This is a genomic window from Herminiimonas arsenitoxidans, from assembly GCF_900130075.1.
Lineage (GTDB): Bacteria > Pseudomonadota > Gammaproteobacteria > Burkholderiales > Burkholderiaceae_D > Oxalicibacterium > Oxalicibacterium arsenitoxidans.
The window spans coordinates 2,211,474-2,225,228 of the sequence record NZ_LT671418.1 but is presented as its reverse complement, the minus strand read 5'-3'; the positions used below and the strand labels follow the sequence as shown (position 1 = coordinate 2,225,228).

Annotated in this window: 13 protein-coding genes; 5 read left to right on the top strand and 8 right to left on the bottom strand. The window is 53.2% G+C overall.

The genetic code is table 11. The features are described from left to right. Positions 1-276: 276 nt before the first annotated feature. The 6 genes from BQ6873_RS10475 to BQ6873_RS10450 all read right to left on the bottom strand — a co-directional run bounded on the left by BQ6873_RS10475 (position 277) and on the right by BQ6873_RS10450 (position 6,304). Entirely contained in the window at positions 277-1,023 is a 747-nt protein-coding gene (locus BQ6873_RS10475; RefSeq protein WP_076594063.1) for a glutamine amidotransferase, read from the bottom strand. Between the two features lie 75 nt (positions 1,024-1,098). Further along, on the bottom strand, positions 1,099-2,013 hold the full coding sequence (locus BQ6873_RS10470) for an ABC transporter ATP-binding protein (protein ID WP_076594062.1): 915 nt from the start codon (positions 2,011-2,013) through the stop codon (positions 1,099-1,101). 13 nt (positions 2,014-2,026) lie between these two features. Continuing rightward, positions 2,027-2,992 (bottom strand): ABC transporter permease, encoded by a 966-nt coding sequence (locus BQ6873_RS10465; protein WP_076592592.1) that lies wholly within the window; start codon positions 2,990-2,992, stop codon positions 2,027-2,029. Positions 2,993-3,024: 32 nt separating this feature from the next. After that, positions 3,025-4,026, bottom strand: a complete 1,002-nt coding sequence (locus BQ6873_RS10460; protein ID WP_076592591.1) for an ABC transporter substrate-binding protein — start codon at positions 4,024-4,026, stop codon at positions 3,025-3,027. Between the two features lie 93 nt (positions 4,027-4,119). Continuing rightward, positions 4,120-5,481, bottom strand: a complete 1,362-nt coding sequence (glnT, locus tag BQ6873_RS10455) for a type III glutamate--ammonia ligase (protein WP_076592590.1) — start codon at positions 5,479-5,481, stop codon at positions 4,120-4,122. Between the two features lie 61 nt (positions 5,482-5,542). Beyond that, positions 5,543-6,304 carry a creatininase family protein gene (locus BQ6873_RS10450; RefSeq protein WP_076592589.1) on the bottom strand — a complete coding sequence of 254 codons (762 nt, stop codon included), beginning with the start codon at positions 6,302-6,304 and terminating at the stop codon, positions 5,543-5,545. Positions 6,305-6,651: 347 nt separating this feature from the next. Between BQ6873_RS10450 and nikR the strand changes: the two genes are divergently transcribed. The 3 genes from nikR (at position 6,652) to metW (ending at position 9,252) form a co-directional block, all read left to right on the top strand. Beyond that, on the top strand, positions 6,652-7,122 hold the full coding sequence (gene nikR / locus BQ6873_RS10445) for a nickel-responsive transcriptional regulator NikR (protein WP_076592588.1): 471 nt from the start codon (positions 6,652-6,654) through the stop codon (positions 7,120-7,122). Between the two features lie 370 nt (positions 7,123-7,492). Further along, positions 7,493-8,650 (top strand): homoserine O-succinyltransferase MetX, encoded by a 1,158-nt coding sequence (metX, locus tag BQ6873_RS10435; RefSeq protein WP_076592586.1) that lies wholly within the window; start codon positions 7,493-7,495, stop codon positions 8,648-8,650. Beyond that, positions 8,647-9,252, top strand: coding sequence for a methionine biosynthesis protein MetW (gene metW / locus BQ6873_RS10430; RefSeq protein ID WP_076592585.1), 606 nt, complete (start codon positions 8,647-8,649; stop codon positions 9,250-9,252). Before metX ends, metW begins: the two co-directional genes overlap by 4 nt. A gap of 3 nt (positions 9,253-9,255) precedes the next feature. Here metW and BQ6873_RS10425 read toward each other — a convergent pair whose 3' ends face one another. Beyond that, positions 9,256-10,590 carry an AmpG family muropeptide MFS transporter gene (locus BQ6873_RS10425; protein ID WP_076592584.1) on the bottom strand — a complete coding sequence of 445 codons (1,335 nt, stop codon included), beginning with the start codon at positions 10,588-10,590 and terminating at the stop codon, positions 9,256-9,258. 215 nt (positions 10,591-10,805) lie between these two features. On the opposite strand from BQ6873_RS10425, the gene BQ6873_RS10420 reads away from it, so the two are divergent. Both BQ6873_RS10420 and BQ6873_RS10415 read left to right on the top strand, forming a co-directional pair. Continuing rightward, positions 10,806-11,447 (top strand): SAM-dependent methyltransferase, encoded by a 642-nt coding sequence (locus BQ6873_RS10420; protein ID WP_076592583.1) that lies wholly within the window; start codon positions 10,806-10,808, stop codon positions 11,445-11,447. Continuing rightward, positions 11,447-12,475 carry a DUF6352 family protein gene (locus BQ6873_RS10415; protein WP_076592582.1) on the top strand — a complete coding sequence of 343 codons (1,029 nt, stop codon included), beginning with the start codon at positions 11,447-11,449 and terminating at the stop codon, positions 12,473-12,475. The genes BQ6873_RS10420 and BQ6873_RS10415 overlap by 1 nt, the downstream gene beginning before the upstream one ends. A gap of 64 nt (positions 12,476-12,539) precedes the next feature. Here BQ6873_RS10415 and BQ6873_RS10410 read toward each other — a convergent pair whose 3' ends face one another. Continuing rightward, positions 12,540-13,694: an MFS transporter gene (locus tag BQ6873_RS10410; protein WP_076592581.1), complete on the bottom strand. Its 1,155-nt coding sequence runs from the start codon at positions 13,692-13,694 to the stop codon at positions 12,540-12,542. Positions 13,695-13,755 lie beyond the last annotated feature (61 nt).

The following is a 13,755-nucleotide window of genomic DNA, read 5'->3' as shown; positions in this document are numbered from 1 at the left end:
GCCATTTTCTCGGCGTAAGCTTTCGGAAGAGCTGTGTGATGAATGGCGGTGGCTTGCCATCGAACTTGTCTTGATGCGATGGGAGCAAGTTTAACATTCGCGCGCGGGCGAAGTGCGGAAGAAATGACAAGGTGCCATCTTGCATTTGTTGTATGCCAGATGGATTTGGCTGGCCAAGCTAAGGTCTGGGAAGAGCAATGTCAGGCCGATTGCGTAGTGATACGCGCATCAGTATTCAGCCTGAGCTTTCCTATAATGCGGTCGGATTTACATGCTTTAGCCAACGTGCATGGGGGCGGCACATCGGTACAAGAGGTCTTGCTGATTTTTGACGATAGTTCCGAAGGTCTTCAACAAAGATGCGGCTTCAGTACTCTCTACGGCTTGCGGCATCAGTGCGGCATCTTTTGATAAAGATGTCGCCAGACGTTGTATATAGCGTTGCGCTATTTCACGGTTGAATTCTGGATGGAATTGCACGCCCCATGCGTATGCGCCTACGCGATATGCCTGATGTAGTTCAAATTCATTGGACGCCAGCAGTACGGCATTTGGCGGCAGTTTTTGCACACATTGTCGGTGCGCTTCCTGTGCGGCAAATTTCATCGGCAAATCCTTGAACAAAATATCTGATGCAGCCGATGGCGTTTTTTGTATGTCCACACTGCCTAATTCCAGACCTTGCGGATGAAAGCCGACTTCACCGCCGAGTGCATGCGCCAGCAGTTGGTGGCCGAAGCAGATGCCCAGCACCGGCGTATTGTGTTTGACCAGTTGGGCCAGCCAGGCGGCGACGTCTTCGCTCCACGCCGCGCGATCCGTCACCATCGAATCAGAACCGGTTACCACCACGCCGGCAATCGTGTCGATGGAAGGAAGGACGCCGCCGTGTCGCGGATCGATGACTTGAACCGGAAGATTCAATTCGCCGAAGCCTGCATTGATCCAGTGCTCATAGTCGCCGAACTCTGCGGCCAGTTCCGGATAGGTGTCACCTGTTTTGATGATGAGTAAGGGCTTCATGTAATTCATTTTTTAAAGTGGTGATGCATGCAGGCTGCGATTCAAAACAGCTTTGCTAAATTCTATACGCTCTTGCTATTCGATATTGTCCGAGACATGCGTAAAGCGGATTAAATGCGGTTCGGTTTCCTCCGTCTCATCACTGGCTTGTACTTCGGCTTCCGGCGGATGTATCAGCGCTTCCAGACGTGCCTTGGTTGCGATGAATTCCGGCGAACTGGTTTGGCTCAATGCGCGTGGGCGCGGTACCGGCACTTCTATCAATTCCTGTACTTCTCCCGGATGCGCTTTTAACACCAGGATGCGATCTGCCAGCAAGACGGCTTCATCCAGATCGTGCGTGATGAAGAGTATGGTGATGTCTATATTGCGCCAGATATCCAGCAGATGATTCTGCATCTTGGTGCGCGTTTGTGCATCGAGTGCGCCGAAGGGTTCATCCATCAGCAGGATGCGCGGCTTGTTGGCCAGTGCACGCCCTATCGCCACGCGTTGCTTCATGCCACCGGAGAGTTGATGCGGATAGGCATTGGCGAACTTGGTGAGACCGATCAGATCCAGCCACTGACGCGCTTCGGCTTCGGCAGCATTGTGACCGACGTTGTTCATCTCCAGACCGAACATGAGATTCTTCTTCACGGTCAGCCAGGGAAAAAGTGTGTATCCCTGAAACACCATGCCGCGATCCGGTCCGGGGCCGGTGACGGGTTTGCCATCCAGCAGCACTTCGCCTGAACTATGCGATTCCAGACCGGCCAGTATGCGGATCAAGGTCGATTTGCCGCAGCCGGATGGACCGATCACGCAAACGAATTCGCGTCTATGGGTTTTGAAGTTGATGTCTTTCAGCGCGACGACTTCGCCTTGTGTAGAGGTGAACGTTTTGCCGAGTGATTTGACCTCCAGCACGACATCGCGTTTTTTCAAATTGTCGAAGCGCTCTCGTACGGCTGGAGCTTGCTTGAGGTAATCCTTGTTATCTTGCGTCATCGCTGGCTCCATATTAAGTCTTGTCCTGCGCGACATTCCACGGGAACAGTCTGCGTCCCAGATACGCCAGCAGCAAGTCGATGCCGAGTCCTATGATGCCTATCATGGCGATGGCGGCGTAGACGTTTTCAAAATGTTGATAACGCGCTTGTTGCGTAATGAAAAAAGTAATGCCGGAACTGGTACCGACCAGTTCGGCCACGATCAGATAAGTCCAGGCCCAGCCAAGCAGCACGCGTTGATCTCTATACAAATCTGGCAGAACGCCCGGAATCACGACTTTGGAAATCAGACGGAATCCTTTGGTACCCAAAGTCATCGCCGCTTCCAGCAAACCGAAGTTGAGCTTGCGTGTGGTGTTGGCGACGATGAGGATTTGCTGGAACAGTGTGCCGATGACGATGATGGCAATTTTCGGCCCATCGTAAATGCCGAGGATGGCCACCGCCAAGGCACCGAAAGCTGGTGCCGGTAGGTAGCGGAAGAATTCGACAAAGGGTTCAACCAGGCGCGAGATGGGACTGTAAGTGCCGCATACGATGCCGAGTGGCACGCCTATGATGGATGAGAGAAAAAAGCTGAAGAAGATGATCTTGATGCTGTGCCACAGGCTTTGATACAGCCAGGGTGCATCCTGCTGTTCCGGCGCTGTGGTAAAGGCGGTGTAGAAAGCCTTGGCGACAGCGTCCGGTGCCGGCAGATAAACTGGATTGGCAGCTTCGCCTTGCGGCTGGACTTTTCCTTCCGCCGCCATTTCTGCCAGTTCTTGCGCATAGATCGCTTTATCAACCCGCATGCCAATCTGGAAGTAATCGACATCGCCGGGATTGGATATGAGTACTTGTGGATGCCAGACAAATGGCAAGTAACTCACTGCTGCCCATAGAAAGAGCGGCAGCAGAAACGATCCGATACCGAGCAGAAATTTCTCGCGCGGCGATAGCACCGCGCGTACTCTGAATAATCCAGACTTGCCCATAGATTTACATTTGCCAGAATATTAAAGGGGCATTACTTCGCATCGATCAGGCGGCCATCGATATAGCTGTTGATGTCTTGCGCTTTCTTGTAGACATCGTTCTTCACATTGAAGTCGTCTGCAATTTTCGACGAGCCGTACAAGGATGTGAAGCCATCAGCTTTCACGAAAATTTTCTTGCCTTCGCTGAGCGACAATAATTTAGTCCCTTTGAGCAGCGGCAAATATGCTTCCGGTGAAATGCCTACGCGTGCCGCCATGATCTTCACGGCATCGGCTTGCGTTTTTGGATCTTCGATGTAGCTGACGACTTTGTCCCACACCTTCACGACTTTTTGCCAATCAGCCTTGCGATTGGCGAGGCTGCTCGGATTGACTGCCAGCACGTCGTAAATCAGACCTGGTTCATCAGCGGAGGTATAGATAGGTCGCGCACCAGGCGAACCTTTCATGGCTTGGCCGGCAATCGGTTGCCAGGCACCAACGGCAGCCACATCACCGGAAGACAGCACTTGCGGCATTTCATTGGTTTTGGCATTGATGATTTTGACGTCGGATTCTTTCAGGCCAGCCTTCTTCAAACCGTTGAGCAATAGCAGATGCTCGACCAGACCTGCTTCTACCGCGACTTTTTTGCCTTTCAAATCTTTCAGGGATTTGATGCCGGGTTTGCCTATGATCATGTCGTTGCCATTGGAATAATCGGTCAACATGATCATCACGCTTTTCGCACCAGCTGCGCCGCTGACCAGTGCATCACCGTTGGTCATGGTGACCGCATCAATCTTGCCGGCGGAGAAGGCATCCATCGATGCTGAGTAATCAAACCATTCAAACGAGACATCGACACCAGCCTGTTTGAACCAGTTTTTTTCGATGGCGACCTGCCATGCGACCCAGCCCGGCCAATCGCTGTAACCAATCTTCAATGGTGTGGCGGCATAACTGAGGTTGAGACTGAAGGCCAACGATGCGGCGAGTATGGCCTTGCTCCAAACCTTGGGTTTGCATAGTCCTGAAATTGCTGAAATCATGATCCAACTCCTAAAAATGGTTGCTGTAACACGTATGGATGAATATCAAGTACCGCACACATGGCTTGCCTTGCATAAATCGTGCAAGCCTCTTTAGAACATGTAGCTGTAACGCTCAACTTCCCACTGACTCACCGACAGGTGATACGTCTCCCACTCTTCCGTCTTGTATTTAATGAATTCACTTCTTAATTCCTTGCCGAGCGTGCGTTCGATCAAGGGATCGGCTGCGAAGGCGGCGATGGCTTCCTGCAAGGTTTGCGGCAGGAATTCAATGCCGCGCGCGCTGCGCTCCTCATCGGAGATCGCGTACAGGTTGTCTTCGTTAGGTGCACCCGGATCGAGGTTTTCGCGTATGCCTTCCAATCCTGCGGCGAGCGCAATGGCAGCAGCCAGATAGGGATTGACGGCACCATCGGCATTGCGTGATTCACAACGTCCGCCGCCGGCTGGGATGCGTACCGAGTTGGTGCGGTTATTGGAGCCGTAGGAGTTGAAGACTGGTGCCCAGGAGAAGTAACTCATCGCACCACGTCGTACCAAACGCTTGTAACTATTGACGGTAGGTGCGAGCACGGCGCACAGCGCGCGGCCATGTTTGAGGATGCCGGCGACAAATTTGTAACCCAGAGGTGTGAGGCCGATGCCGCGCGGATCGTCTTTCGGATCGCAGGCGAACAGGTTCTTGCCGGTTTTCAAATCGTAGAGCGACATATTGAAATGCGCGCCGGTGCCGGTCTTGTCGGCGAAAGGCTTCGGCATCATGGTGGCGAGTAAACCTTCTTCTTTCGCGTAATGCTTGGCCATCATGCGGAAGAAGGTCAGGCGATCACATGAAGTCAGTGCATCGGCAAAATTGAAATCAAACTCGAACTGACCGTTGGCATCTTCATGGTCGAAGGAATACAAATCCCAGCCCAGATCATTGATGCAGGAACCGACTTTATCCAACCAACTGAAGCTGTCGACAAAGCCGCGCACGTCGTAGCAAGCCTTGTTGAGTTTGTCGTCGGGATTGGGCACGGAGAGCGTGCCATCTGCATTTTGTTTGAGCAGATAGATTTCGCATTCGATACCCAGATTCATGCCGTAGCCCATTTCAGCTGCTTGCGCCAATACGTTCTTGAGTGCGACGCGCGTGCTCAATGGATAAGGCTTGCCCTGGAAATGATTGTCGGCCGGCATCCACGCAATCTTCGGTTCCCACGGTAATTGCACGATGTGATTCAAGTCCGGTACCGAGGTTAACTCGTCGTCGTTCGGCGCCTGTCCCAGGCCATCGACGGCGTAACCGGTGTAGCGCTCCGAGCCGGCGGCCATTTGTGGCAGGTGATCGATAGGTACTACCTTCGCTTTTTGAATGCCGTGAATATCGACGTAGGCACCGATGCAATACTTGACGCCTTTGTCTTTGAGGTTCTGTTGGATGGTTTGAATTTCTTCTGGGGAATGCATGAAATAAGCTCCGTTAAATACTGCGATGACAGATGAAAGATGAACTAGCGGCGCGCATGATTTACGTCGCTTTATCCAGATAGGAATGCGCCAGCGGCGGTGTTTCCTGCATGCCGCGGCGTATCAGTTCGGCCAGGTCATGCACCATCCATAAAAAGCCTTGAATGCCTTTCTCGACAGTGGCAAGGCTGGGTGTGCCGGTGACGCCGTTACCGCTGGTGCGATTGACCGGATGCGCGAAGACGTGCCCTGTAGTGCGGTCGGGATCGTCGGCTTGCGCGATTTTTTCGGGGCGCACCATATCGGGTGCGATGGCCAGCATCAACGATGTTTCTGCATCATTGGCATGCCAGTCTTCAGCATCGGCAAAGTGGAATTCCTTGACGCGTTTGCTGATGGTGGGTGTGTTGATCAAGGCGACCATCAAGTCGTCATGCTCGGCGCGCAACATTTCCAGTGCGCAGCGCAAAGGTGCGCCATTGCCGACGTGACCGTTGACGATGAACAAGCGTCGCACGCCGCTGTAATAAGCCCAGTCGCCGACTTGCTTGACCAGCTCGATCAGGGTGATGGGTTGCAAGGCGATTGTGCCTGGCCATCGTTTGCTGTGGCCTATGGAACAACCGTAAGGCAGCAAAGGCAGCATGGGAACAGAGATTTGTTCGGAGACGATTTTGCACAGCTCTTCTGCGATGACAAAATCCATACCGCATCCCATGTGCGGGCCGTGCTGCTCGGTCGCACCGATCGGCAGAATGGCGGCATATTGTGCGGCTTCCAGTATTTTCGGGATTTCATCCCACGTCAGCGTTGACCACAACATAGTTAGAAACCTTATCGATAAATTGCTGCATACATCGCTAGTCACGTGCGCTCTGCACGGCTTTTGCTAGTAGTGGGACAGGCACACTAAAATTGAAGTATTACTAAAATACAATTTGGTAATACTGCTAAACTGAGCATTAACCGTGCCAATGCTTTTGTGTGCGGTCAGCCCGGGATGCAGTCTTGGGCTATGTATGAGGAACACCAATGCGGTGAAGTCGCGCTCTTTTTTGAGCGGGCTTGTTTTGTTTTGGTGCGCTTGTTGGAATGTGCTGGAAAGAATGCCGACAAGAAAATAGTCGTGAGGCAAGCTGCAGAAAGATTAACTGTACGCATCAGGAAAAAATGAAAACGAATCCAGAGAAAGACACCTCATCGGTGGCGCGCATCAGCATCTCCATCCTGCCTGAAGTGCTTAGCGAACTTGATCAAATGGTCGAAGAGCGCGGTTACGGCAGTCGTTCGCAAGCCATCACGGATATGGTTAATCAGCATTTGATCGAACATAAACGTCAGTTGGGTAACGAAGTGATGGTCGGCACCATTACGCTTTTTTATGATCGTTCGGTACCCGAGTTGCAGGAAAAATTATCGAATCTGCAGTACAAGCATATTGATGAAGTCATCAGTTCACTGCACGTACATTTAACCGAGAACAAGATGATGGAAGTCATTTTGGTTCAAGGTCCGACGCCCAAGCTGCAGGCCATCGCCAATTCCATGACGGTATTAAAAGGTGTCATTACCGGACGTCTGCAATTGATGGCCGCTGTGATTCCGCAGTTGCATACCAAGAACTCTAAGACCACGCGCTGATGGCGTTTGGCTCCTTTGTGTGCTCAGGTTGCGAGCTTGTTGATGGCCTGGTGGCAGGCGCATTTCCGCTTATATAGTGAAGGCCGTGCCTCACGTGCTTGCCATTTAGCTATGAATTGCTCTTGCGGTGTTGGTAATTCGTTATCAAAGTACAAGCAGCCGGTTTGACGGCGCGGGGCGACTTGTTTATTCTTATGGCATTGCGCCGATTTGACATCAGCTTGCGGGCGCATAATAAATACGGCTAAAGCGTGCTCGAAACTGAGTCTCGAATTTAGCCCGATTAGCGTATCGCTTTCGGGCTTTTGTTTTTTTGAAGTACCTGAGAAACCAGTGCCGCATGCAAGCGCCCTTCTCCTGAATAGATAACATGACCTCACTCGGAATCGTTTCACCGCAATCCATGTTTTTCTCGACACCGCTGCCTTTGCAGAGCGGTGCGGAACTTACCGACTACACGCTGGTGTATGAAACCTACGGCACGCTGAATGCAGATCATTCGAACGCAGTACTGGTTTGCCACGCGCTGAACGCTTCGCATCACGTTGCTGGCAGCTATAGCGAAGATGCTGGCACCACCGGCTGGTGGGACAATATGGTCGGTCCTGGTAAGCCGCTCGATACCAATCGTTTCTTCGTCATAGGCGTCAATAATCTCGGTTCCTGCTTTGGCTCGACCGGTCCTATGCACATCAATCCGGCGACTGGTAAACAGTACGGTGCGCATTTTCCTGTGGTGACGGTCGAGGATTGGGTGCAGTCGCATGCGCGTCTGGCTGATGCGTTGGGTATCAAGCAATTCGCAGCAGTCATGGGCGGTTCGCTGGGCGGCATGCAAGCATTGGCTTGGAGCATCCTGTTCCCGGATCGTTTGCGCCATTGTGTGGTGATTGCTTCTACACCTAAATTGACTGCGCAAAATATCGCCTTCGATGACGTGGCGCGGCAGGCAATTTTGACTGACCCGGATTATCACGGCGGCGATTTCTATGCGCACGGCGTAGTGCCTAAGAATGGTTTGCGCGTGGCGCGCATGCTGGGTCACATCACGTATCTGTCGGATGACGATATGGCGGCCAAGTTTGGTCGCGATCTGCGTTCCGGTTCTTATCAATTTGGTTTTGGCATCGATTTTGAAATCGAATCGTATCTGCGCTATCAAGGCGACAAGTTCTCGACTTACTTCGATGCGAATACGTATTTGCTAATTACCAAGGCACTCGATTACTTTGATCCGGCGAAAGATTTCGGTGGTGATTTGACCAAGACTTTGTCGAATACCACAGCGAAGTTTTTGCTGGTGTCATTCTCGACTGACTGGCGTTTCTCGCCTGAGCGCAGCCATGAAATGGTGCAGGCGCTGGTCAACAATAATCGTACCGTGACCTATGCAGAAATCGATGCACCGCACGGACATGATGCCTTCCTGCTCGACGATCAGCGTTACATGAATGTGGTGCGTTCGTATTTTGAACGTGCGTATCGCGAAATCGATGGTGGTAGTTTGAAAGCAGGAGCAAGCGCATGAACTTTGAACAATTGAGCGCATTGCGTCCCGACCTCGCCTTTATCGCGCATTGGGTTAACAACGGCACCAAGGTGCTGGATCTCGGTTGCGGCGACGGCGTGATGCTGGATTATCTGCAATCGGACAAGCAATGCAGCGGTTACGGCATCGAGATCGACGATAAGGAAATTCCTATCTGTATCGCGCGCGGCGTCTCCGTGATTCAGCGCGATCTGGAAGCGGGTTTGGCGATCTTTGCCGATAACGCATTTGATACGGTGTTGTGTCTGTCTGCGTTGCAGATGATGAAGGATGTCGAAGGCGTGTTGCGCGATATCTCACGCGTCGGCCGCGATGCGATTGTGTCCTTCCCGAACTTCGCATACTGGCCACATCGGATTGCTCTGTTGCGCGGTCGCATGCCGGTCTCGAAAAGTTTACCTTACGAATGGTATGACACACCTAACTTGCGTTGCGCGACGATCAAGGATTTTGAAGAGTTGGCGAATGAAGTCGGGTTAGAAGTCGTCGAACGCGTAGCGTTGGACGAAGGCAAGCCGATCAACTTCCTGCCTAACTGGCGCGGCAGTCTTGCCGTGTTCCGCCTGCGCAAAAAGCAGTAATCGCTAGCTGGTGTGGTTCGTCTTCGGTGCCGTCTTGGCGGCGAACCACAACAGTACGATCACAGGTAGTCCCAACAAGGCCGTACCGGTAAAGAAGCTGCCATAGCCAAAGGCATCGACATACGCGCCGGAATAGCCTGCCAGAAATTTCGGTAGCAACAACATCATCGAACTGAACAACGCATATTGCGTCGCCGAGTAACTGACATTGGTCAGGCTGGACAGATACGCAATGAAGGCCGCACTCGCGATCCCACTCGCCAGATTGTCGGCAGAAATCACCAACACCAAAGCTTGCACATCATGGCCGTGTCCGGCTAGCCAAACGAACAACAGATTGGTCGCCGAACTCAAGATCGCGCCGAGCGCGAGTATGCGCATCATGCCGAAACGCATCGATAATGCGCCACCGATAAAGGCACCGACCAGCGTCATGATGACGCCGAATACCTTGGTCACGGCGGCAACTTCGTCCTTGCTGTAACCCATATCCACATAAAACGGATTGGCCATGATGCCCATCACCACATCGCTGATACGGTAGATCGCGATCAGGGAGAGGATCAGCAAGGCTTGCCAACGATAGCGCACGATGAATTCGCGGAAAGGGCCGATCACGACATCGTCCAACCAGGCCGCAACATTTTTTGGCGGCGGTAGTATGCGGCGCACTGGTTCGGCAGAGAACAGCACCGTTGCCACACCGACCAGCATCGATACCGCCATTGCCAGATAAGCGACGCGCCATGCGCCGGGCTGATAGGCGCCAGCACCGCTAATTTCAGCGCGTGCCGCTATCCACAGCACACCCGCACCTGCCCAGATCATGGCAAGGCGATAACCGGTTTGATAACTGGCGGCGAGCGCAGCTTGTCTATCGATGTCGGCCGATTCAATGCGGAAGGCGTCGAGTGCGATATCTTGTGTGGCAGAGCCGAAGGCCACCATCAGTGCGCACCAGACGACCGGTTGCAAGGCCAGATGCGGATCGTTGAGCGCCATGCCGACGAGGCCGGTCATGATCGCCAGTTGCGAGAGCAACAACCAACTACGGCGACGTCCCATCCAGCGCGTCAATAGGGGAATCGGCATGCGATCGACCAAAGGTGCCCACACCCATTTGAAGGCGTAAGCGAGGCCGACCCAGCTCAGGTAACCGATGGTGCTGCGATCTATGCCTGCTTCGCGCAGCCAGAAGCTGAGCGTGCCGAGTACCAGCATTAAAGGCAGGCCGGCGGAGAATCCAAGGAACAGCATGCGCAAGGTGGCGGTTTCGCGATAGACCTTGAAAGTGTCTGACCATGAGCGCCGTGCTACACCGCTGTTGCGAAAAATCATCTTTTCTTACCTTGATTGGAGGGGATGTCGGCATCATGCCAACAGGGAGAGATGCTGACACAAGAGCGGATATGCAGCAAGCGATGCGAGGTGGCTTGTATCGATAATGCTGACTTCCCCGGCATTTTGCTTGCCAAACACAAAGCAAATCTTTATTCGGCCACGTTGCGGTTTATCATGGAGTCCTTCAATTACTGCGCACCATATTTATTCCCATGCTGATCATTACTATTAAACAAGGCAAAGAAAAAAGCCTGCTCGAACGCCAGCCATGGATATACGCATCTGCCGTCGAGTGGGTCGACGGCAAACCGGCGGAGCGCATGAAATCCGGCGGGACCGCCATTGTGCGCTCGTCATCGGGTAAATTTCTTGCGCGTGCCGCACATGCGCCCAAATCGCAGATACGCGCGCGCGTATGGACATTTGACGAAGAGCAGCCAGTCGATCACGCCTTGATCAAGCGCCGGGTCAAAGTTGCAGTGCATAAGCGTATCGATGCCGCCAAAGGCAAAAGAATAGGCGCTGCCAAGCGTTTGCCACTGGTGATAGGCGATGAAGATGAATTGTCGGGTTTGCTGGTTGATTGGTATGGCGATCAAAAGGGTTATCTGATTTGTGAATTCCAGTCGGCCGGTGTCGATGCATGGAAAGTTGCGATCGTCCAATCCCTGATGGCTGAAACCGGTTGCCCGAACGTGTACGAACGTGCGGATGAACTGATCCGTAAGGGCGAAGGCTTGCCAGTGAACTACGGCGTATTAGCTGGTGAAGAGCCACCGGACATGCTGCTGACTGAAAATGGCGTGCGCTATGAGCTGGACCTGAAGACCGGCGAGAAAAGGTTTTTCAAATAATGTCAGCCCTCGCCCAGCAAGAATTTTGGTCGCATTCCGGCTTCAAGCTTGCCGGACGCGATGCCGATGGTCGTTTGTTGCTGAGCGACGATTTATTGCGTGCATGGTGGCATAGACCTGAAGTCGCACCGATTGCAGAGTCTTGCGCGCGGGAACTTGCCTTGCATGCTGCCTTGCTGGAAGCGCCACGGCGCACAGTATCTGAGGCAGAGATAGCTGCCTTGCAAGATACCGATGCACAGGATAATTATCGCGTCTTGCTGGCGTGGCGTGATCGCTTGCTTGCTGCGCCTACGCTGGAAGCGGCTTATCTTGAATTGTTCCGCGCTGGTAGCGTGACGGCTCCGCCTGTCTTCATCGATCAACTGACGCAGATGATCGTGCAAGGCATGCTGGCTGGCAGCGAAGAACCTTTGCAAGTGCGTGCGGCGGAATTGTTTTTCCGCAAGCAAAAGGTCGCGATAGAGGATGGCGCCGTCATGTTGGCCGATGCCGCGACGGTAGAACTGCACGCGACTGGCGGCAACTACGGTGATATCGGCAGACTGCTGATAGAAGCCAATACCAAACCACGCCGCGTAGAACTCGATGTGATCGATCAGGAAAACGCCAACAGCTATTGGGCGCGCAATGAGCGGCACGATACCGTTATCAGCTTTGCTTACGGTCGCGCTGCATTAACGGCCTTCTGTCGTGTGATAGAAAAATGGATAGATCATTTTTACGGTGTCGCCGTGGTGGTCAGACCATTGCGCTCTATCGAAGCTAAACACTGGGCCTGGCATATCGGACTTGATGCAGAAGCGACCGGTATCCTGAATGATTTGTACGCTGGCGTGGAATTGGATGAAGAGCGTAATCGCCGCATCCTGTCGCTCTTCCAACTGGATTTTGTCGATACGGCAGTGGCACGTGCGGATGTGGCTGGTCGTCCGGTTTATCTCGCGTGTGCGATGAATGCGGATGAAATTTTGCGCATCAAGCCGCAAAATTTATTATTGAATCTGCCGCTGGCATCTATTTCTTGATTCATTTTTTCGGGAATAGATGAGCGAAGCAAGCATCCTCATTTGAGTGATGCAAGCGTGCTCTTTACTCCAGCCAACGCGCACGACTGGCAGAGATTGCAATCGCAATCGCCATCACACCGATCAAGCCGAGCGCAACCTGCATGCCCCAACCTTGCGCCAGAAAACCGATCACTGGTGGTCCGATCAGGCCACCGCTGTAACTGAAGGTGGCGACGGCTGCCAATGCTGTCGCACCATGACGACCGGCCGAGCTGAAGACAAAGGGAAAGACTGATGCGAAACCGGCACCTGCCAAGGCAAAGCCGAGTATGGTCAGCGGTATATTGAAAGCAGCGACTGCAATAAAAATCCCGCATGCCGCCAGCGATGCACCAGCAGCAACGACACGCCGTGCACCATAACTATCCTTCAAACGATCGCACACCAAACGCGCCAACAACATCAGGGCTGCAAAGCCGGCATACGCCAGCGGCGCAACGCCATCATGTGCACCCATCCGATCTTTCATGAAGACGCCGCTCCAGTCGGCAATCGAACCTTCAGCCACTGCACCGCAAAAACCAATGATGCCGAGTGCAACCAAAGGACCGTGCGCAATCGCGAAGTATTGTTTGCTCGTAGGCTTCTCAACTTGCTCCGGCGGCAAGGCTTGGTAAGCGATGTACAAAGGCAGTAACAAGGCGAGCGCGGTGACGCTGAAATGCACGATAGGTGTAATGCCGAAACCGGCCATCGCACTGCCGAACAAGGCACCACTTACCGCGCCTAGACTGAACCATGCGTGCAACAGCGACATGGTGGAACGACCGGCGAGTTTTTCATGTGCGGTGCCGATTGCATTGATGGCAACGTCGAAGCAACCGGATGCCGCGCCTAAAACAATCGCGGCGATGACCAGCCACAACATCGTCGGTGCGAGTGCGAGCGCCGGTAATACGACGATCAAACCGAGGCCGGCATACCAGGCTGCGCGCCGTCCACCGAAGTGACCGACCAGCCATGCGGCCAATGGAAATGATGCAACTGCGCCAAAACCGCCACCTAGTAAGACCATGCCTAGTTGTGCCGGACTTAATTGCAATACATCGCGTATCGCCGGGATGCGTGCTGCCCATGAGGCATAGATCACGCCTAGCAGGATGAAGAGGAAAGGCGTGGCCGCTGACTGTAAACGAGGAAAGCGTGATGGTGCGGACAATAGGGAATCAGTGGACATGAGGTAGTAGAGCGGGTGCGGCGAACTGGCGCAATGCTGAATTGTATTGTGTTCAACCGAA